Annotated in this window: 23 protein-coding genes; 13 read left to right on the top strand and 10 right to left on the bottom strand. The window is 74.2% G+C overall.

Annotated elements, in window-relative coordinates; translation table 11 throughout:
• Positions 1-89 precede the first annotated feature (89 nt).
• The 4 genes from BG452_RS14140 (at position 90) to BG452_RS14125 (ending at position 4,762) form a co-directional block, all read left to right on the top strand.
• Positions 90-1,223 carry a hypothetical protein gene (locus BG452_RS14140; protein WP_188304626.1) on the top strand — a complete coding sequence of 378 codons (1,134 nt, stop codon included), beginning with the start codon at positions 90-92 and terminating at the stop codon, positions 1,221-1,223.
• A 138-nt stretch (positions 1,224-1,361) separates the two neighbouring features.
• The gene (locus BG452_RS14135; RefSeq protein WP_188304625.1) at positions 1,362-2,249 is read left to right on the top strand and encodes a Rieske 2Fe-2S domain-containing protein; all 888 of its coding nucleotides are present in this window, start codon (positions 1,362-1,364) and stop codon (positions 2,247-2,249) included.
• Positions 2,250-2,543: 294 nt separating this feature from the next.
• Positions 2,544-3,182, top strand: a complete 639-nt coding sequence (locus tag BG452_RS14130; protein WP_188304624.1) for an endonuclease — start codon at positions 2,544-2,546, stop codon at positions 3,180-3,182.
• Positions 3,183-3,616: 434 nt separating this feature from the next.
• Positions 3,617-4,762 carry an FAD-dependent oxidoreductase gene (locus tag BG452_RS14125; protein WP_188304623.1) on the top strand — a complete coding sequence of 382 codons (1,146 nt, stop codon included), beginning with the start codon at positions 3,617-3,619 and terminating at the stop codon, positions 4,760-4,762.
• Positions 4,763-4,864: 102 nt separating this feature from the next.
• Here BG452_RS14125 and BG452_RS14120 read toward each other — a convergent pair whose 3' ends face one another.
• Positions 4,865-5,770 carry a SigB/SigF/SigG family RNA polymerase sigma factor gene (locus tag BG452_RS14120; protein WP_317621035.1) on the bottom strand — a complete coding sequence of 302 codons (906 nt, stop codon included), beginning with the start codon at positions 5,768-5,770 and terminating at the stop codon, positions 4,865-4,867.
• 271 nt (positions 5,771-6,041) lie between these two features.
• On the opposite strand from BG452_RS14120, the gene BG452_RS14115 reads away from it, so the two are divergent.
• The 5 genes from BG452_RS14115 to BG452_RS14095 all read left to right on the top strand — a co-directional run bounded on the left by BG452_RS14115 (position 6,042) and on the right by BG452_RS14095 (position 8,937).
• On the top strand, positions 6,042-6,365 hold the full coding sequence (locus tag BG452_RS14115; protein WP_188304622.1) for a plasmid stabilization protein: 324 nt from the start codon (positions 6,042-6,044) through the stop codon (positions 6,363-6,365).
• A gap of 271 nt (positions 6,366-6,636) precedes the next feature.
• The gene (locus BG452_RS14110; RefSeq protein WP_317621034.1) at positions 6,637-7,284 is read left to right on the top strand and encodes a DUF6328 family protein; all 648 of its coding nucleotides are present in this window, start codon (positions 6,637-6,639) and stop codon (positions 7,282-7,284) included.
• 48 nt (positions 7,285-7,332) lie between these two features.
• The gene (locus BG452_RS14105) at positions 7,333-7,587 is read left to right on the top strand and encodes a hypothetical protein (protein WP_188304621.1); all 255 of its coding nucleotides are present in this window, start codon (positions 7,333-7,335) and stop codon (positions 7,585-7,587) included.
• 195 nt (positions 7,588-7,782) lie between these two features.
• The gene (locus BG452_RS14100; RefSeq protein WP_188304620.1) at positions 7,783-8,091 is read left to right on the top strand and encodes a hypothetical protein; all 309 of its coding nucleotides are present in this window, start codon (positions 7,783-7,785) and stop codon (positions 8,089-8,091) included.
• Between the two features lie 63 nt (positions 8,092-8,154).
• The gene (locus BG452_RS14095; protein ID WP_188304619.1) at positions 8,155-8,937 is read left to right on the top strand and encodes a YhjD/YihY/BrkB family envelope integrity protein; all 783 of its coding nucleotides are present in this window, start codon (positions 8,155-8,157) and stop codon (positions 8,935-8,937) included.
• 27 nt (positions 8,938-8,964) lie between these two features.
• Here BG452_RS14095 and BG452_RS47655 read toward each other — a convergent pair whose 3' ends face one another.
• The 3 genes from BG452_RS47655 to BG452_RS14080 all read right to left on the bottom strand — a co-directional run bounded on the left by BG452_RS47655 (position 8,965) and on the right by BG452_RS14080 (position 11,006).
• Positions 8,965-9,819, bottom strand: a complete 855-nt coding sequence (locus tag BG452_RS47655; RefSeq protein ID WP_188304618.1) for an STAS domain-containing protein — start codon at positions 9,817-9,819, stop codon at positions 8,965-8,967.
• Positions 9,820-10,053: 234 nt separating this feature from the next.
• The gene (locus BG452_RS14085; RefSeq protein ID WP_188304617.1) at positions 10,054-10,557 is read right to left on the bottom strand and encodes a hemerythrin domain-containing protein; all 504 of its coding nucleotides are present in this window, start codon (positions 10,555-10,557) and stop codon (positions 10,054-10,056) included.
• A 212-nt stretch (positions 10,558-10,769) separates the two neighbouring features.
• Positions 10,770-11,006 carry a DUF6296 family protein gene (locus BG452_RS14080; RefSeq protein WP_188304616.1) on the bottom strand — a complete coding sequence of 79 codons (237 nt, stop codon included), beginning with the start codon at positions 11,004-11,006 and terminating at the stop codon, positions 10,770-10,772.
• A 157-nt stretch (positions 11,007-11,163) separates the two neighbouring features.
• Between BG452_RS14080 and BG452_RS14075 the strand changes: the two genes are divergently transcribed.
• Together BG452_RS14075 and BG452_RS14070 are read left to right on the top strand one after the other, a co-directional pair.
• Positions 11,164-11,820, top strand: coding sequence for a HemK2/MTQ2 family protein methyltransferase (locus BG452_RS14075; RefSeq protein WP_188304615.1), 657 nt, complete (start codon positions 11,164-11,166; stop codon positions 11,818-11,820).
• Between the two features lie 46 nt (positions 11,821-11,866).
• Positions 11,867-12,061 (top strand): CDGSH iron-sulfur domain-containing protein, encoded by a 195-nt coding sequence (locus BG452_RS14070; RefSeq protein ID WP_317621033.1) that lies wholly within the window; start codon positions 11,867-11,869, stop codon positions 12,059-12,061.
• Here the strand turns inward: BG452_RS14070 and BG452_RS14065 are convergent.
• The gene (locus tag BG452_RS14065; protein ID WP_188304613.1) at positions 12,035-13,048 is read right to left on the bottom strand and encodes an iron-containing redox enzyme family protein; all 1,014 of its coding nucleotides are present in this window, start codon (positions 13,046-13,048) and stop codon (positions 12,035-12,037) included. The two genes, BG452_RS14070 and BG452_RS14065, sit on opposite strands and share 27 nt — an antisense overlap.
• 165 nt (positions 13,049-13,213) lie before the next feature.
• Between BG452_RS14065 and BG452_RS14060 the strand changes: the two genes are divergently transcribed.
• Positions 13,214-14,233: a TIGR03557 family F420-dependent LLM class oxidoreductase gene (locus tag BG452_RS14060; protein ID WP_188304612.1), complete on the top strand. Its 1,020-nt coding sequence runs from the start codon at positions 13,214-13,216 to the stop codon at positions 14,231-14,233.
• A 213-nt stretch (positions 14,234-14,446) separates the two neighbouring features.
• The gene (locus BG452_RS14055; protein WP_188304611.1) at positions 14,447-14,941 is read left to right on the top strand and encodes a hypothetical protein; all 495 of its coding nucleotides are present in this window, start codon (positions 14,447-14,449) and stop codon (positions 14,939-14,941) included.
• Between the two features lie 186 nt (positions 14,942-15,127).
• Here the strand turns inward: BG452_RS14055 and BG452_RS14050 are convergent, their stop codons facing one another.
• From BG452_RS14050 to BG452_RS14030, 5 genes are all read right to left on the bottom strand, one after another.
• Positions 15,128-16,117 carry a S41 family peptidase gene (locus BG452_RS14050; protein WP_188304610.1) on the bottom strand — a complete coding sequence of 330 codons (990 nt, stop codon included), beginning with the start codon at positions 16,115-16,117 and terminating at the stop codon, positions 15,128-15,130.
• Between the two features lie 162 nt (positions 16,118-16,279).
• A complete protein-coding gene (locus BG452_RS14045; protein WP_188304609.1) occupies positions 16,280-16,474 on the bottom strand; it encodes a hypothetical protein in 195 nt (64 codons plus the stop codon).
• A gap of 71 nt (positions 16,475-16,545) precedes the next feature.
• On the bottom strand, positions 16,546-16,914 hold the full coding sequence (locus tag BG452_RS14040; RefSeq protein ID WP_188304608.1) for a PRC-barrel domain-containing protein: 369 nt from the start codon (positions 16,912-16,914) through the stop codon (positions 16,546-16,548).
• A gap of 139 nt (positions 16,915-17,053) precedes the next feature.
• Positions 17,054-17,392: a hypothetical protein gene (locus tag BG452_RS14035; RefSeq protein ID WP_188304607.1), complete on the bottom strand. Its 339-nt coding sequence runs from the start codon at positions 17,390-17,392 to the stop codon at positions 17,054-17,056.
• Positions 17,393-17,595: 203 nt separating this feature from the next.
• Positions 17,596-17,964, bottom strand: a 369-nt coding sequence (locus tag BG452_RS14030) for a PP2C family protein-serine/threonine phosphatase (protein WP_188304606.1), incomplete at its 5' end; no start/stop codon positions are given.

Below are 17,964 nucleotides of genomic sequence, written 5' to 3'. Positions count from 1 at the left end.
CTCCCGTCGCCCGCCGCCACCGCGGTCTGACCGGCCCCGCCGGCTCACCGGCCCGGCGGACCGACCGCCGCGCCACGGAAGGAACACCTTTGATCGGCATCATCGTGCTCGCCGTCGTCGGCCTGGTCCTGCTCTTCCCGGTCGTCATGACCAGGCTGGCCAAGCGCAAGCTGGCCCAGCTGGAGCGGGCCAAGGCCACCATCGCCGACCACGAGGCCAGGCTCGCCGCGGAAGCCCGGGCGAAGAACACCATCGTCCCGGCCGACCACGGACTCGTCCCCGGCAGCGAACTCGTCCCGGACGACGAGCCCGGCCCCGAGGAGGCGGCCGCGCTCGCCGCCGCGAAGGCCGGCGACTGGCGCCCCGCCGCCGCCTACCTCAGCGCGGACGCCACCGCCGACCTCCGCTGGCGGCGCCAGCGCGAGCTGGCCCGGCTGGCCGCCGAGGACGACGGCTGGCTGCGCGACTGGCGCGCGGAGCACCCGCAGGACCCGACGGCCGCACTGCTGCACGCCGACGCCCTGGTCTACCTGGCCTGGAACATCCGTACCAGCGCCCGGGCCAACCAGGTCACCCGCGAACAGTTCGAGAGCTTCCGCCGGGTCCTGCTGGAGGCCGAGCAGGCCGCCGTCGCGGCCGCCGCGCTCGCCCCTGACGACGACCCCAGCCCATGGGTGGTCCAGACCTCCATCGCGATGGGCCTCAACTGGCCCAACGACCGCTTCCGCGGGCTCTGGGCCGAGCTGGTCAAGCGCGACCCCCACCACTGGTCGGCGCACGCCCGCGCCCTGCAGTACTGGTGCGACAAGTGGCACGGCAGCCACGAGCTGATGCACGGCTTCATCGACGAGGCGATCGCCGCCGCCCCGGCCGGCAGCCTGCTCACGCCTTTCAAGCTGGAGGCGTACTGGGAGCAGTTCGCCCAGGACCGCGAGAAGCTCACCGCCTGGGAGCGGCCCGAGGTCGGCGCCGCCCTGGACACCGCCCTCGCCGACCTCGCCGCCGCCGACCCCGGCCACCCCCGGATCCGGTACGCCCGCGGCTGGCTCGCGTACGCCCTCACCCGCGCCGGACGCCCCACCGAGGCGCTGGAGCAGTTCCAGGCACTCGGCCACTTCCTCCCGCAGCCGTTCACCAACTTCAACGACCCCCGCCAGGCCTTCATCGACCTGCGGATCGCCGCCGTCCAGGGCGCGGTCGCGCAGGCCCGGACGAAGGCCTGACCACGCAGACGCCCGGTGGCCTCCCCTCCCGCTCGCGGGGGCGGAGGCCACCGGCGTTTCCCGCCGACGGCGGGACGCCCGGGCGCGCCCGCCGGGGCCGGCGGGTTTGACCGGGCCGGGTTCGGCTAGCCGCCCGGTATGAACACCTCAGCTCTGCACACCCGCCGTTGGTCCCGTCGGCTGCGCCGCGCCCTGGAGGCACCGGCGCACTGGAACGTCCTGGACACCCCGGCCCGGCCGCTCGCCGACGCGGTCGAGGCCCTGCCGCTGGGCCGGTACCGGGACGCCCTGCACGGGGTGTGGTTGGGCCACCCGCTCCACCCGGCGCTGGTCCAGCTGCCCATGGGCTGCTGGATGTCGGCCGCTCTGCTCGACCTCCCACCCGGCCGGCACCGCTCAGCCGACGTCCTGGTGACGGCGGGCCTGCTGGCGGCCGGCCCGGCCGCGCTCGCGGGTTGGGTGGACTGGGCCCGGCTCGACCCGCCGCGGCGCCGCACCGGACTGGTGCACGCGGTCACCAACACCGGCGGCGTGCTGCTGTACAGCGCCTCGCTGCTGGCCCGTTGCCGCGGGCGCCGCGCGCGCGGCCGGCTGCTCGGCCTCGCCGGGCTGGTCGCCGTGCCGGGCGGCGCGGCGCTCGGCGGGCACCTGTCCTACCGGCAGGCGGCCGGGCCCGACCGGGCCGCCGCGGTACCCCGGCTGGCGCCCCCGGAATGGACCACGCTCGGCCGGGTCGAGGACTTCCCCGTCGGCCAGCCGGTCCGCCGCACGGCGGGAGAGCTCGCCGTCGTCGTGGTCCGCGACGGCGAGCGCTGCCACGTGCTCGCGGAGCGCTGCGCCCACCTCTCCGGCCCGCTCTCGGAGGGCACCGTCGTCGACGGCTGCCTGCGCTGCCCGTGGCACGGCAGCGAGTTCCGGCTGCGCGACGGCGAGGTGGCCGCCGGCCCCGCCACCGCGCCCCAGCCCGTCCTGGAAACCCGGATACTCTCCGGGCACCTGGAGGTCCGGCTGCCGGGAGCCGGCTGACCGGCCGTCACCTGCGGTGTTTCACCGGGCCGGGCCGGGGCAGGGCCGGTGGCGCCCGGTGCCTGCCCCACCCGCACGCGGTGGAGCCGCACCTGCCGATCCTGCTCCGGCGGGCGCGGTGCACCAGCGGGGCCCACCCGGCACCCGGCTGCGGATCGACCTGCACGCCGGCACCTCGGGCGGCGCGGCGCCCCGGCGGAGCGCTGCCCGCGCCGTCCGTCGAGCCGACCTGGCCCGGCGAGCCCGAGCCCGACGGTCCCGGCAGAGTGGAACGAGGACGGAGGTGACGCTGCGATGACGGTCGACACGATCACGGCCCGGCTGCTCGCCGAGTACGGCCGGACGTACGCAGAGGAAGCGGGCATCACGCTGCGGGACAAGCCCTCGCCGCTGTACCGGCTGCTGGTCCTGACCGTCCTCTGCTCGATCCGGATCAACGCCGGGACGGCCGTCCGGGCCGCCCGGGAGCTGTCCGCCGCCGGGTGGCGCACGCCGCGCGCGATGGCCGGCTCCGGGTGGCAGGACCGGGTGGACGCGCTGGGGCGGGCCCACTACGTCCGGTACGACGAGAGCACCGCGACCGTGCTCGGCGAGGGCGCCCGGCTGGTGCTCGACCGCTGGCACGGCGACCTGCGCCGACTGCCGGACGAGGCCGGCCGCGACCCCGCCGCCCTGCGCGGGCTGCTGCGGGAGGTCCCACGGATCGGCCCGGTCGGCGCGGGCATCTTCTGCCGGGAGGTCCAGGCGGTGTGGCCGTGGCTGCGCCCGTCCTTCGACGAGCGGGCGTGCCGGGCGGCGGCGGAACTCGGGCTGCCGCACACGGCCCACGGCCTCGCCGGGCTGGTCCCGCCGGAGGAGTACGCCCGGCTGGCCACCGCGCTCGTCCGGGTCAGCCTGTCGAAGGGGGCGTCGGCGCGGCTTCGGGCCGGCTGAGCGGCACCGGCCGGAACACTCGCGCGCCGGGCGGGGGCGTTCCGGCCGTCGGGGTCAGGGCGCCGGGAAGCGGGTGACGCCGGTGACCCGCATGGTCCCCCTGGGACGTGGTGCGGGCAGTGCGGGCAGTGCGGGCAGTGCGGGCAGTGCGGGCAACGTATCGGCGCGGGTGGTTCGGTGTGGGCGGTGTGGGCGGTGTGGCGAGTCCGTGACCACTTCGGGACCTCCCCGCCGACCAGCGGTCGCCGCCGTGCCCCTGCCAGGGCGCCCGCGTGTGACAGCTGTCAGGTCCGATCGGTGACGGAGTGGCCTGTCCCTCGGGCGCCGCGCTCGGTGAAACTGATCACGCATCAACCGGACGCCCGTCGGCAGGAGTTCGCGCCCCGCGCGCGGCGGGCGTTCGACGGGAACGACGAGAGACGGGGAACGTCAGCATGAAGGTGTTGGTGGCCGGCGCCGGGATCGGCGGGCTGTGCCTGGCGCAGGGGCTGGTGCGGGCCGGGGTCGATGTCCGGGTCTTCGAGCGGGAGGACGCTGCGGACAGCCGCTACCAGGGCTTCCGGATCGGGCTGGACGCGCCCGGGCTGGACGCGCTGCGCCACTGTCTGCCGCCCCGGCTGCACGGGCTGCTGGAGGCCGTGACCGGCCCGCTCGCGGGTGAACGGCGGGTGGTGGACGAGCAGTTGAACGAACTCCGCCGACTCGGCCCGACCGACGGCGGCACCGCCGCCGACCGCCATGTGCTGCGGCAGCTGCTGCTCGCCGGGCTGGAGGACCGGGTGGAGTTCGGCCGCGCCGTGGTCGGGTACAAGGAGCGGGCGGACGGCCGGGTGGCGGCACGGCTCTCGGACGGCGGCACGGTGCTGGGCGACCTCCTGGTGGGCGCGGACGGCGTGGGCTCGGCGGTACGCCGGCAGCTGCTGCCCGGGGCCGGGGTCGTCGCCCTGCCCGGCGACTCGCTGCTCGGGCGCACCCCGATGACCGAGCGCCTCGCCGCCCTGGTGCCGGGCGCCGGCACGCTGGTGCGGGGCGCCGGGGTGAGCCTGCTGATCGGCCGGATGGAGTTCCGCCGGTCACCGCGGCTGGCGGCGGCCGAGCTGGCACCGGAGGTCCGGCTGCCGGACACCGGAAGCTATCTGCGCTGGGTGGTGATGCTGCCAGCGCCGCTCACCGGGGAGCCCGGCTCGCCCGAGCCGACGGACTGGACGGGGGTCCGGGACCGGCTGCTCACGCTGATCGACGGCTGGCACCCCGACTTGGTCGAGCTGGTCCGGCAGTCCGACGTGGGCAACAGCTCCCCGCTGACGATCCGCTACGCCGAGCCCGTACCCCACTGGGGCACCGGGCCGGTCACCCTGCTCGGCGACGCGATCCACCCGATGCCGCCGAGCGCCGGCCAGGGCGCGAACACGGCCTTCCGCGACGCCGAGCTGCTCTGCCGCTCGCTCACCGCCGTCCACCGCGGCGAGGCCGAACTGACCGCCGCCGTCGAGGAGTACGAACTGCAGATGCTCGACCGCGGTTTCGCCGCGGTCGCCGACAGCCTGGCCCGGCTGCCGGAGTTCGCGCCCGCGCGCTGAGACGGGCCGGGTCGGGACGGGCGCGCAGCCGAGGGGCCCTTCGCGTTCACGCGACGGCCCCCGCGACGCGGGCTATCCGCTGCGGGGGCCAGGAGGAGCAGGTCAGTCGGCCTCGGCCGGTTCCCCGGCCCAGCCGGGGGCGTCGCGGTCGTCCAGCTGTTCCCGCAGCCGGGCGAGGGTGGCGGTGAGCAGCCGGGAGACGTGCATCTGGGAGACGCCGATCCGGGCGGCGATCTCGGACTGGGTGCAGCCGTCCCAGAAGCGGAGCTTGATCACGATCTGATCGCGTTCGGGGAGGTGGGCGAGCAGGGGGCGTACGGCGGTGCGGAAGTCGGCGAGTTCGATGCCGGGGTCGCAGCCGCCGAGGCGGTCCAGCATGGCGCTGCCGCTCTCGTCGGTGTCCTGGTCGCGCAGGGCGTCCAGCGAGCTGGGGCGGTAGACCCGGCCCGCGACCAGGCCCTCGGTGGCCTCCTCGACGCTCAGATGGAGGTCCTCGGCGATCTCGGCCGGCTGCGGGAGGCGGCCGAGTTCCTGCTCCAGGCGGTCCGAGCCGCGGGCCACCGTCAGGTACAGCTCCTGCATGCTGCGCGGGACGCGCACGGGCCAGGACGTGTCCCGGAAGAACCGCTTCATCTCGCCGGCGATGGTGGGGATGGCGTAGGTGACGAACTCGACCCCGCGACTGCGGTCATAGCCGTCGACGGCCTTGATCAGGCCGATCGTGCCGACCTGGAGGATGTCGTCCATGTCCTCGGCACGGTGCCGGAACCGGGCCGCGATGAATCGCACCAGCGGCATGTTCAGCTCGATGATCGTGCCCCGGACGTAGCTGTAGGCGCTGCTCTCGCGCTCGAGGGCGGACAGTCGCTCGAACAGCGCGTCGCTGAGTTCGCGCGCCTCCGTCTTGCCCATCGCGCGCAGTTCGGTCCTGCTGGGTCTGGTCGGCAGGTCGGAGCGGGTGATGGTCTCGGACCCACCACGGGGAACTGTTTCCGGAGGGGTGGACACGTGTCCTCCTCGGCATCGGGCGGACGCCCGGCGACGCCTGCGGGCTCGCGTCCGTGGCGTCGGGGGCTCTTCCCCGGGACCCGGCCCGGATTCGACGGTGGAGGTCCCGGTGGCACCCGGTCGGGTGCCGGCGACCGTTCGTCCGGCGAACCTGTCGCACGAATGGTCTACCCGACATACGACATTGAATTCATGTTTCGGCCGGTTTCTTGCGATTCGTCCGGGTACACGCAGACACGCAAGGCCCCGGACCACGAGAGGAGGGGCAACCATGCCCCGAGGATCCAGCCCCAAGCGGGAGCGCCAGTACGAGCACATCAAGGAGAGCGCGCTCGACCGGGGCGAGAGCGAGAAGCGGGCCGAGGAGATCGCCGCCCGGACGGTCAACAAGGAACGCGCCCGGCACGGCGAGTCCAAGACCGCGAGCCGCAGCTCCACCCACGACATGTCCTCGAGCCGGCGCGGCGGGCTGCGCTCGCACAGCGGCGCTCAGGGCCCGACCTACGACCAGCTGTACAACGAGGCCAAGCACCGCAACATCAAGGGCCGTTCGAAGATGAACAAACGCGAACTGGCCCACGCGCTCGGCCGCTGAACCCACCCGTCGACCCGACTGCCGAGGCAGGTGCGCCATGACCGTTCCGTCGCCCCCCGATCCGGACACCCAGCCGATCCCCCACCCCAACCCCGCGCCCCGGCCGGGCGAGGGCCCCGATCCGGTGCCTCCGCCCATCCCGCCGCTCCCGGACCCCGGTCCCTACCCGGCCCCCGACCCGGCACCACCGCCGACGCCGCACCACGGGCAGCGGTGACAGGCCGGGCACCCACCGGAAACCGTCGACTCCGCCGGACGGGACGACCCCCTCGTGGCCACCCGCGCCACCCGCGCCGACGCACAGGAGGCGGAGGTGATCACCATGACGACGCCGGGCACCGGCCGCGACGGCCTCGGCTCCCGGCCCCGGACGGGGCGCCGGGAGTCGGCCGAGGAGCGCGCGGACCGGCGCTGGCGCGACCTCCTCCAGGAGGTCCGGGTCGCCCAGACCGGCTCGCAGGTCCTCTTCGGGTTCCTGCTGAGCGTGGCCTTCATGCCGCGCTTCGCCCAACTCGGCGCCTTCGACCGGGGACTCTACGTGGCCACCGTCGTGCTCGGGGCACTCGCCACCGGCGCGCTCACCTCCCCCGTCGCCTACCACCGGATCTTCGCCGGACACCGCCTGAAGCCCCAACTCGTCGATGCCGCAGCCCGACTGGTGACCACCGGCCTGATACTCCTGGCCCTCACCATCGGCTCGGCGCTGCTGCTCCTGCTGCGGGTCGCGACCGGCTCGGCCGTTTCGGGCTGGATCACCGCAGCCGTCATGCTGTGGTTCGCCTTCTGCTGGCTCCTGCTGCCGGTCGGACACCTCTACCGCCGCAACGGCCACGACACCCCGCCGCCGGGCGACCACGCCGCCGGCGAGGACAGCAGCGACGACGACGGCAGCGACCGCGGCGACGACGACGGCCCGTGACGTTTCGGCCCCGCACGCGGGGCAAGACGCTTGCGGGAGGTGAACGCGATGAGCGCCCCGGGAGAGCCCGGCCCGAAGGACCCGACCGTGCCGATCGAGACTCCGGAGTCCCGGATGACCGGTGCGGGCGGACCGCCACCCGAGCCCGAGGAGGACGAAGGCCCGCAGGACGGGCCCGACTACGACGCGACGGAGATGGCCCACCGACTGGAACCGCAGGAGCCGACGGGTCCGGCCCCCGCACGGCGGCCGCAGGCGGGCACGGAGCCGGTGCAGGCCCAGGAACCCGAACCGCGTGACTGAACCGGCCGAGCCGATCAGCGAGGAACCGGACGAAGGCCGGCCGACGTCAGGGCGGCAGGCGCCGGCCCGAACGGCACCGGATGGACCGACGCGCGGCGGCCGCGGACGGATCCACCCGGGTCACGCCACACGGCCGACTGGTCCGGATGCCGCCGCACGAGTGCGGCACGCCGCGTCCGAGGCCACCGTGGGGAGATGGACATCGTCGTCGTGCTGGAACTGGATGCGCCGACCAACGTTCGGGGCCTTCACCCCGACCACGCACCGGCAATCCCCGAGAACCCCGTGCGCAGCGCGCACCACGCCCCCACGGAACCGTCCGGCACCTGCGGACCCCTCACCTTCTGCGGCCTGGACACCTCCGACATGATCATCGCCCCACAGCCGACCACCCACGACCACCCACCCCGCTGGCACACCTGCAGCACCTGCCGGATCGCCACCACCCACACCCCACCCGCCCCCGACGCCGTCACGGCTCCGCTCGCCCCCTCCGCCCCCTGAACCACGGGGGCACCGGCCGCCGTGTCCCGGGGCGGTGTGGGCTTCGATGTGGACGGGAGTGGCATGCGAGTACTGGCGGACCGGGCGCGGGAGCTGTGGCGGCGTGGGCGCGAGGTCCAGTTGCTGGAGCGCTCGATGGCCTTCGCGGCGTTGTTCCTGGTCACGTTGATGCCGTTGCTGGTGGTGATCGCGGCGGCTTCGGTGACCCGGGGCGACGGGCTGGCCCAGTGGATCACGGACGCGATGGGACTGTCGGGCAAGGGCGCCGCGGCGGTCCGGGAGCTGTTCGCCGCCCGGGGCCGCACCTTGAGCACGACGACGGCGGGCAGCGTGGCGGCCGTCGCGGTGTTCGGGGTCTCGCTCATGGCCTCGGTGCAAGGCGCGTTCGAGCGGATCTGGGACCTCCCCAGGGGCCCGTGGCACAGCGCGGCCCGCCAGGCCGTGGGCCTGGCGGGCCTCCTCGGCTACATCCTCGCGGCGGCGTGGAGCGGCCAGCCCGGCCGTCACAGCGTCTGGCAGCCGGGTCTGCGGATCGCGGTGACGCTGCTGGGCGGGGTCCTGGTGTTCTGGTGGCTGCAGCGGCTGCTCCTCGCATCGCGGGTGGACTGGAGACTGCTGCTGCCGGGAGCGGTGTCCGTGGTGGTCGCCCTGGTGGGCCTGTGGTTCTTCTCCACCCTGGTCCTGGCGCCACTGCTGGTCGCCAACGCCGTCTCCTACGGCACCATCGGCACCGTCCTGGTCGTCGTGTCCTGGCTCGTGGGCGTCGGTTACACCATCTACGGCGGCGCGCTGTTCGGCCGCGTTATGGTCCACCCCGCCCGGGACCAGGACCAGGAGCCGGCGTAGGCCGCCCCCACCCGCGGCCGGGTTCGCTCAGTGGTGGGCACGCCCGGGCGTCGCCAACAGGTCCGTGGTGTCGGTCAGGTCGAGCAGCCGCCGGACCTGGGGTGAAGCGCTCGCCAGGACCACGTCCTTGCCAGTGGTCCCGGCCGCCGACCGCGCCGTGAGGAGGGCGTTCAGGCCACGGCAGTCACAGAAGGACACCTGTGTCATCACCACGTCCACGCCGGTGGTGCTGGCCCGCAGGGCCATGGCGAGCGCCCGGGCGAGCGCGGGCGCGACGTCCGCGTCGATCTCGCCGCGGACCACCGCGCGGCAGCGGCCGGTACCGTGCCGGGTGAGCCGGATCGCCAGGTGCGGCGCGGCGACCTCGCCGAACGGTACCGACACACCGGCCGGATGCCGGGGTGGAGGCAGCTCCGCCGTCGGCTCCCTCCGCGGGTCCGGGTCGGCGGCGGGCGGGCCCGGAAGCCACCGGCCGGTACGGCGACCGGCCGTGGTCTCGCTGAGCCGGCGCGTCCGGCCGCGCTCGCCGTCGCACACCGGGAGCCCTGCGGCGGGGTCGGGCCGCTCGGAGCGGACCGGGAGCCGGGCGAGGTCGGCGAACACGGCGAGCAGTCCGGCGACCTCGTAGCCTTCCTCGGCCGGGTGGCGGAAGTGCGTACCGCGCACGACGCGGTAGTGGTTACGGCGGCCGTGCCGCGTACGGATGACGTAGCCGGCGCGCTCCAGGTCGGTCACGATCGCCCGCACGGCCCGCTCGGTGACCCCGCACGCGGCGGCCATGTCCCGCAGGCGCACATCCGGTTCGCGGGCGATCATCAGCAGGATGCGGGCATGCTGCGTCAGGAACGTCCACTTGGTGCGCGGCTCCTGGACCTCGGCCATATGCCCATCATACGAACTCCAATACCGGTTTCCGCAAGCCTGTTTCCGGCTTCCCCTGTCGCCCGGTCGGTTGACCCCCGTCCGCTCGGGCAGCCGCGGGTCGGCGGTTTCGACCGGCCGCCGACGGTTACCCGCATGTGCTGGGCGCACCCGGCCGGGTCTTCGTCGTGGTGCGCGGCTGCCCCTTCCGGCGGGTGTCGCTTCCCGGGTGTCGCTCCCGGTGAACGGGCCCGGTCAGCCCTCCAGGGCGTCGGCGATGCGGTGCAGCACGCCGCCGCCGCTCGGGCGCCGGGGCGCCGACTCGCGCACGGCCTGCATCCGCACACCCAGCTCCTGCAGTTCCTTGCGGCCGAGCGCGGCCCGGACCGTGGGGAACCACGCATCCTCCTCCTGCTCCATGTGCCGCTCCACGGCATCGATCAGGACGGCGGTCTTGGCGTCGAACCCCTCGTCCCCTGGGGACATCCGGCTCAGTTCCTCACAGAGCAGGTCGGCCACGTGGTGCTCCTCCTTGGCCCGGTCCATCTCCTCGGCGAGCCCGGGCACCTCCTGACGGATCCTGGGGTAGACCAGTTCGTCCTCCAGGTAGGTGTGGACGGTCAGCGACTGGATGATCTGTCGGACCGTCTCGGCCCGGGCCGGGTCGTCGCCGTCCTCGGCGAGTCCGCGGTACTCGCGGAACAGGTGGCGGACCTCCTTGTGGTCCTCCCGCAGCAGGACGATCGCATCGTTCGACATCGTTCGTCTCCTTCTCGACACGTTCCCGACCGGGCGTGTCCCCGGGTGGCCGGGAGGCAAACGCGGGGCCGCCGGGCAGGACTGCCGCCGCTGCTTCCGGGCGTCCGTCCGGGTCCGGGCCGAGGTTCCGGAGGTACGCCGGGTACGGGGAGGGGGCCGACGCCCGCCTGATCACCGTCCGGGAGGCTCCGACTGCCACCGGTGGCAGTCCGTCACGGTAGCGGCACCGCGTGCAGACAGGGGTGGCGGCCGCCCTCGGCGGGAGCCGCGAGCACCGTTGCGGTCTCGCCCGTGATCTCCACCCGCAGGTCTCCGGCCTCGTTCTCCCAGACGAGCCCTCCCCCGGGACCGACAGTGTCGGTCGCGTGGACGACGACGACGGTCGCCGGCCCGTGCCCGCTGATCGCACCGGGCAGGGTCACCGCATAACGGCGGTTGAGGCGTGTCATGGCGGGGCTCTCCTTCTTCCCACCCCGGTGCGCCCGATTGTCCTCCCCCCGCGACTCCCGTGTACACGGGCCGTTACGGCCCTGTCGTGCCCGGAAGTCGTACCCGGTGGAGCCCTCCGGAAGGTGTGGGCCGCACCCTCCTGGGCAGCCGCCCGGCATGCTGATGCTCAGACCACCCGGCGTCTATCCGCCTCAGGGCGACACCGAACTGCTGGCCGAGTGCGTCCGGCTGGAGCCGCTGGACGGCTCCAGCCGGGTGCTCGACCTGTGCACCGGCACGGGAGCCGTCGCGCTCGCGGCCGCGCACAGCGGGGCGCGGGTCACGGCGGTCGACCTCTCCGTCCGTGCCGTGGCCACCGCCTGGTGCAACACCCGGCTGCACCATCGCCGGGTCCGGCTGCACCACGGCGATCTGCTGTCGCCGGTGGTCGGCCGACGTTTCGACCTGGTCACCGCCAATCCGCCCTACCTCCCCGCCGACCCCGGCCGGTCGCACCCCGGTCGCGGCGCGGCGCTGGCCTGGGACGCCGGGCGGGACGGACGGCTGGTGCTGGACCGGATCTGCCGGGCGGCCCCCGGAGTGCTGGCAGGCGGCGGTGTGCTGCTGGTGGTGCAGTCCGCCCTGGCGAACGTCCCGGCCACCGTGTCGCTGCTGCGCGCCGCCGGGCTGCGCGTGCGGGTGGCGGCCAGGCGGCACCAGCCCTTCGGTCCGGTGATGTCGGCCCGGGCGGAGCTGTTCGAGCAGCGGGGGCTCATCGGGCCCGGTGAGCGTGCGGAGGAACTGGTGGTGGTGCGCGGTGTCCGGGAACGCTGACCGGTCGTCCGGGTACGCCGAGCGGCCTCTCCCTCGGGTGGTCGTGGTGCCGGGTGGTCCGCTGCTGGTCGAGGGGCCCGTCGAGGTGGTCCTGCCGGACGGCACGGTGCGGATCTGCGAGCGCCCCGTGGTGGCGTTGTGCGCCTGTCGGCGAAGCCGGATCCAGCCGTTCTGCGACACCAGTCACCGGCGGCACACCCGCCCGGGCGAGGCCTCAGGCCGGGCCGTCGGGGAGAGCTGAGCGCAGGGAGCTGCGGCCGTCCCGCCAGCAGTCCAGCAGGTGGTCGGCGAAGCGGTTGTCCAGCACCTCCGCAGCGGCGATGCCGAAGGCGATGTCCTGCGCCGACTCCCGCTCGCCGGAGACGAGTTCCTCGATCACTCCGCGGCGCACCAGCTGTTCGTGTACGGCGTCGGCCTCGATGTGCTCACGGTAGAAGAGCGTCCCGTCCGGCCCGCCGCCCAGACGTTCCAGCGCCGCCGCCAGCCGGGCCGCGCCGGGCGAGGAGGTGATCTCGATGCTCGCGAAGTGCCCGACCGCCGCGCCGCGCAGTGCCCGACGCAGGCCGAAGAGGGTCATCAGGTTGACCACCGCCAGCGAGGGCGCGGGCACCAGGTCCAGGTAGTGGCCGTAGCGCGGGTCGAGCCCGAACGCGGCCATCATCCGGGCGAACAGCAGCGCGTGCGCCCGTTCCGGCCGCCCCGAGCCGTACTCGTCGTAGGCGATCGCCATCAGCACGGCCTGCGCGGGGCCGTGGATCCTCGGCAGCATCCACAGCTGCGGGTCCGCTTCCTTGAGGTGGTAGACCGAGCGGTGCACCAGGTACTCCCGCACATGGCGGCGCTCCCCCTCCGCCTGGAGGAAGTACGAGGGCCCACGGCCCTCGGCCGGCTCCACGAGCAGGTGTTCCAACGCCTCGGACAGCGGCCGGACCGGCTCCGCCTCCGCCCGTACCGCGTCGAGGAAGGGCCGCTCCAACTCCGTTCGCAGGAGGATGAGTTCAGGATCCCACTCCCAGTCGGGGTGGACACCCGGCAGGCCCCGGTCGTGGAGTTCGTAGCAGAGGTGGAGCGCGAGCTGGTGGTCCTCGCCCCAGGGATCGGAGAACGGGCCGGGCGGGGCCGACAGCCGCCCTTCGCCCGGCGGGCCGGCCGTCACCAGGCCGAGCACGGCCTCCGACAGGGGTCCGCGCGGACCCGGGACGGGACTCATCGCCTCGCGCGCGTCCATGGTGGCCGCCTCCGTACGACAGGGGTGCTCCGACGGAGCGCCTCCGAGCCAACCGGCTACCCGATGCCGGACCGGGCAAACCGGGCCGAGGTTTCGGCGCGGCCGGTCCGGTTAGCCGCCTCGGCGAACGACGTCCGACGAGCCCACCGACCAAGCGAGGCTGCCATGACCGAGTTCGGCTACTTCCTGTCCAGCGAGGAGTTCACCCCCGCCCAGCTTGTCGAGCAGGCCCGGCTGGCCGAGCGGGCCGGCTTCACCCGGCTGGCGATCTCCGACCACTTCCACCCCTGGAACGACGCCCAGGGCAGCGGCCCGTTCGTCTGGGGCGTGATCGGCGCGCTCTCGCAGGCCACCCGGCTGCCGGTGACCACCCTGGTCACCTGCCCGACCGTCCGGCTCCACCCCGCGGTCACCGCCCAGGCGGCGGCCACCGCGGACGTGCAGCTGCCCGGCGGGCTGCGGCTGGGCGTGGGCACCGGCGAAGCGCTCAACGAACACGTCCTGGGCGACCGCTGGCCACCGTTCGACGTACGGGCCGAGATGCTGGAGGAGGCCGTGGCGGTGATGCGCGAGCTGTTCACCGGCGGCGTGGTGTCGCACTACGGCCCCCACTACACCGTGGAGAACGCCCGGCTCTACACCCCGCCGGAAGGCGGTCGGCTGCCCGTGTACGTCTCGGCGTTCGGCCCCAAAGCCGCCGAATCCGCGGCGGAGTACGCGGACGGGCTGGTCACCATGACCCCCGACGCCGAGTTGGTCGGGCGCTATCGCGCGGCGGGCGGCACCGGGCCTGTGGTCGGCGGGGTGAAGGTGTGCTGGTCGGAGAACCATGAGCGGGCGGTCAAGACCGTTCACCGGCTCTGGCCCAGCGAGCTGCTGCCCGGCGAACTCGCCCAGATCCTGCCCACGCCACAGCACTTCGAGCAGGCCACCGAGCTGGTGACGGAGCAGATGGTGGCCCGGTCGGTGACCTGCGGCGACGACCCCCGGCAGCACGTCGACCGCCTCCGCGGTTACGTCGAGGCCGGCTTCGACGAGGTGTACGTCGGCCAGATCGGCCAGGAGCAGGAGGGCTTCTTCGACTTCTACCGCGAGCGGATCCTGCCTCGGGTGACGGCGGGAACCCGAGGAGTTCCCGCCCACCGGCGCCGGCGGGCGGTTGGCGGGGACGCCACGGGCGCGTGACGACGGAAGCGGTCCCGGGGGCAGGGGTGGCCGCGCTCACCCTGCGGTGGCGGCCGCGCCGGATCGACGCTCCCGACCGGCCGGCCGCCGCAGTCCGCCGGAGGCCGACCGCCGGGCTCCGGACGGCCCGGCCGCCGCAGTCCGCCGGGTGGACGGGCGACTCTCCGGTTAGCGTCGGGCGTGGGGGCCGGACAGTGGTCGGAGGTCGACGGCATGGCAACAACAGCACTCGCGCGGCTGGCGGAGGAGTGGCGGCGGGCGGCGGATCGGCACCTGACGCCGACCAAGCGGTCACTCGTGGTGATGTGGGCGGCGTTCGGCACCACCTTCGGCGCGGTGCGCCTCATCACGCACGGGATCAAGGGCGGCTGGCTGCCCTGGGGCAACGTCTCGGCCGGCGGGAAGCACCTGCACCACTACAACCTCGGCATCGCGGCGCTGGCCGGGGTCGGCCTGGTGGCCGTCCGCGGCGACGAGCCTGCGGTCGGCCACCCGGCGGTGGCCGCCGTGTACGGCGCGGGCGCGGCCCTGATCACCGACGAGTTCGCGCTGCTGCTGGACCTGCAGGACGTCTACTGGACCAAGCAGGGCCGGGTGAGCGTCGACGTCTCGTTCGGCGTGCTCGCCGCGCTCGGCGGCTACCTGTCGGCCGCGCCGTTCTGGCACGAGATCGTCCGGAGCACCCACCGCAGGCTCACCGCCGGGTAGGACGCCACCCCTGCCGGCGGCCACCGTCGGCGGACCGGCCCGCGCCCGTCCGGGCGGCGGCCCCCCTTCAGCCGCCCCGGCGCACGCGGCCGGCACCGTCAACGCCTCCCTGACCGGCAAGGGCCGCACCGTGCCCGCCGGGACCTACACCTGCTTGGACCGGGCTTGGACCCCTGCCATGTCGGTTCAATAGCCCTTGCAGGGACCTTGGCCGGCAAGCCAGTTGACGGCGGCGTCAAGGGCCGGGTCGGCGTTCTTGGTGGTGGGGGCATCGACGGTCTCGTCCGGTACGAGCGGGCCCTGAAGGATCCGGCCGGTACGGTCCGCCTCGGCAGCGCCGGTGAGGACGATGACGGCACCGTCGGAAAGGCGGTGCGGCTCGTTGCCGGTGGGCACCCCGTAGGTTCGGTCGCCGAAACTGCGGGTGGCCGGCCGACCGATGAAGGCGATGGCGACGGCCTCGCCCGCGCTGGCCGTCCAGCGGCCGGTGAGCACCGCGACCGGCGGGGTGGCGGCGGCGAGTGGGTGGGCGCCGTCGGCGTCGGCCAGCGGGGTGTCGTCCAGGTACGGCACGCCGCCGCGGATCGACCAAGCGGACCGTTTGCCGTCTGCGGAGACGAAGCCGCCGAGCGGGCCGTCACCGAGGATCGGCGCCGCTACTGCGAGCGGCGCCCACATTCCGCCGCCGGTCTCGCCGCGCAGGTCCACCACCCAGCCGCAGGCGCCCGCCCGGTCCGTTCCGGCGACGGCGGCGCGGCCCCGGGCGACGTACTCGGCGTAGGTACGGTCCGAGCCGTTCACCCCGCGCAGGGTGAGATAGCCGATACGGCCGGGGAGTTGGCGCGAGGTCGGGGAGTCGACGACCTCGGGGTCGCCGAGAACCCGGTCGACCTGGTCCGGGGGAACGAAGCGGCTGTGGCGGTCGTCGAGCGCACCCACGGCGCCGTTGATCGCGGGGTACGTGTCCTGCGGGGTGCGGGCGCCGTCGGCACGGGAGAAGGCCTTGGCGCGGACGTCCTTCCAGTCCACCCTCGCGGTGTTGAGGGAGTCACGCCGGAGGAGGTCCAGGGCGTCCGAGAGATAGGCGCGCGCCTGCGGCGAGAGGCGGGCGCCCTCGGGCTCGGAAGCGGGCCCCGAGGCGGCGGCGCCGCCGACGAGCAGCAGCGTGGCAACCATGGCAGCGGCCCACCGTCGCCTCATGCGTTCCCCCTGTGGTTCGTGGCCCCTGATTCTTGCTCACGGCCCCCGGACGGCGGAACGGGGCACGGCGGAACCAGCACTCGGTTCTCGGTCGAGCAGCCGGGCCCGGAACCGAGCGGAACTGTACGGGTCACTGTTTCAGGTCTGTGGCCAGCGGGTTCGGGTGGCTGCGACGCCGAGGAGTTCGAGGAGGTGAAGTCGGACGCCGCGGGTGATCCGCACTGTCGGCCGCTCGGCGCGGCTGCCGACGCGCAGGGTGAGTTCGCCGAGGTGGTGGAGGGCCATGCGGCCGGTGGGCCGGACGCGGCGGTTGTCGGGTGGTAGGCCGACCATGGCCCGGTTTTATGACCAGCGCGCGCGTACCCCCCAGTGCACTGGGGGGTACGCGCACACCAGCCGACGGTTCAGATGATGTGGCCGCCGTAGTAGGGGTCGTAGTAGAACGCGTAACGGTCGCGATAGTCCGTGTCCGCCTCGTGCGTGCGCTCGTCGTAGTCCGGACTGTTCTTGATCTCGTCCTTCGTCCGGTCGAGGTAGAGCTTGCGTTCACCGAGCTCGATGCGGGTGACCGTTACGGCGGGCAACAGCACGTGCTTGCCGAAGATCCACGGGCCCGTGTCGACGACCAGGTACTGGGAGCCGACCTCCTCGGACAACTTGTGGACCTTGCCGATGGGTCCGTCGGTGGCCTCGACATGGAACCCGATGAGGTCGGTGCCGGCGGTGTGGCCGGACGCGGTGCGGAACTGCCAGATGTCGACGTTGTCGCTCATGCGCTGCCCTTTCGCTCGGGACCGGCCCGTACGGACCGGTCTGTGGCTTCGGGTGCCCCCAAGTGCGTGGTTCATGCCCACGTTCTGGTGGCGAAGGCAGCTGGTCCGCCCCGGAGGTGCCGCCACTCTCGGCCCGGCCTCAAGGCCGGTCGTCGTGGTGACCGCACAACCAGGCCAGCGCCGAGTAGGCACCCAGAAAGCGCCCGCCGTCTCGGCCCTGCTCGGTCCAGGCACGGATGCCGGAGGCCGCAGCCTGACACTCCGCCAGCAGCTCGGCCCGACACGGCCCGACCGCATCCACCGCCGCGGCGCCGGTCACGGGAGCCCCGACCTGGGCCCCCACCGCCCACCGGAACGCCTCCAGCAAACCGTGCTCGTATCCGGTCCACGGCTCGCGCCGCCCACCCACCTCCTCCAACGCGGCGAACACCTCCTCCGCCGAACGCACCCCCACCGCTGTCATGTCGTCACTCGTCATACCGACGACGCTACGGCTGCCCAGGCCCGATCGCCCGCCCGCCGTCGCCAACCGCTCACCGGCCGAGCGGTCGGAGGGTCCGGAGCGGCGCGTGAGCGCGGCACGGGCGGTCAGCGGGCCCAGCGGCGGCACCGTGGTGGCCCAGGGCGGCGATCACCGGATCGGCGGGCCGTCCACCTCCTCCGGGAGCGCACCCGGCCGGGCTACTCGGCCCGAACGGCGATCAGACAGGTGTCGTCGTCGGTGTCGGCGGGGCTGAGCTCCAGCAGCCGGTCGAGGTAGCGCTCCAGATCCGGGCCGGGTGCCCCGGCGGTCCGGATCAGCTGGTCGACGGACTCCTCCACCGGGCGGTCCCGCCGCTCGACCAGGCCGTCGGTGTAGAGCAGCAGGACGTCGCCGGCGGACATGTGGGCGGTGTACTCCTCGTAGCGGGCGTCGTCCAGGGCGCCGAGCAGCACGCCGTGCGGCAGCGGCAGCACCTCGGCGCCGCGCGGTCCGACCAGGATCGGCGGCAGGTGGCCGGCCCGCGCCCAGCGCAGCCCGCCGCCGGCCGGGTCGACCAGCACGCACAC

The sequence above is a fragment of the Streptomyces sp. CBMA123 genome (assembly GCF_014596465.1).
Lineage (GTDB): Bacteria > Actinomycetota > Actinomycetes > Streptomycetales > Streptomycetaceae > Kitasatospora.
The sequence above is the reverse complement of the archived record's forward strand: the minus strand, read 5'-3'. Positions and strand labels throughout refer to the sequence as shown.

Coding starts and splice junctions, on each gene's coding strand:
- BG452_RS14135 (WP_188304625.1), top strand. CDS start 1,362: ATGAACACCTCAGCTCTGCACACCCGCCGTTGGTCCCGTCGGCTGCGC.
- BG452_RS14130 (WP_188304624.1), top strand. CDS start 2,544: ATGACGGTCGACACGATCACGGCCCGGCTGCTCGCCGAGTACGGCCGG.
- BG452_RS14125 (WP_188304623.1), top strand. CDS start 3,617: ATGAAGGTGTTGGTGGCCGGCGCCGGGATCGGCGGGCTGTGCCTGGCG.
- BG452_RS14115 (WP_188304622.1), top strand. CDS start 6,042: ATGCCCCGAGGATCCAGCCCCAAGCGGGAGCGCCAGTACGAGCACATC.
- BG452_RS14105 (WP_188304621.1), top strand. CDS start 7,333: ATGAGCGCCCCGGGAGAGCCCGGCCCGAAGGACCCGACCGTGCCGATC.
- BG452_RS14100 (WP_188304620.1), top strand. CDS start 7,783: ATGGACATCGTCGTCGTGCTGGAACTGGATGCGCCGACCAACGTTCGG.
- BG452_RS14095 (WP_188304619.1), top strand. CDS start 8,155: ATGCGAGTACTGGCGGACCGGGCGCGGGAGCTGTGGCGGCGTGGGCGC.
- BG452_RS47655 (WP_188304618.1), bottom strand. CDS start 9,819: ATGGCCGAGGTCCAGGAGCCGCGCACCAAGTGGACGTTCCTGACGCAG.
- BG452_RS14085 (WP_188304617.1), bottom strand. CDS start 10,557: ATGTCGAACGATGCGATCGTCCTGCTGCGGGAGGACCACAAGGAGGTC.
- BG452_RS14080 (WP_188304616.1), bottom strand. CDS start 11,006: ATGACACGCCTCAACCGCCGTTATGCGGTGACCCTGCCCGGTGCGATC.
- BG452_RS14075 (WP_188304615.1), top strand. CDS start 11,164: ATGCTGATGCTCAGACCACCCGGCGTCTATCCGCCTCAGGGCGACACC.
- BG452_RS14065 (WP_188304613.1), bottom strand. CDS start 13,048: ATGGACGCGCGCGAGGCGATGAGTCCCGTCCCGGGTCCGCGCGGACCC.
- BG452_RS14060 (WP_188304612.1), top strand. CDS start 13,214: ATGACCGAGTTCGGCTACTTCCTGTCCAGCGAGGAGTTCACCCCCGCC.
- BG452_RS14055 (WP_188304611.1), top strand. CDS start 14,447: ATGGCAACAACAGCACTCGCGCGGCTGGCGGAGGAGTGGCGGCGGGCG.
- BG452_RS14050 (WP_188304610.1), bottom strand. CDS start 16,117: ATGGTTGCCACGCTGCTGCTCGTCGGCGGCGCCGCCGCCTCGGGGCCC.
- BG452_RS14045 (WP_188304609.1), bottom strand. CDS start 16,474: ATGGTCGGCCTACCACCCGACAACCGCCGCGTCCGGCCCACCGGCCGC.
- BG452_RS14040 (WP_188304608.1), bottom strand. CDS start 16,914: ATGAGCGACAACGTCGACATCTGGCAGTTCCGCACCGCGTCCGGCCAC.
- BG452_RS14035 (WP_188304607.1), bottom strand. CDS start 17,392: ATGACGAGTGACGACATGACAGCGGTGGGGGTGCGTTCGGCGGAGGAG.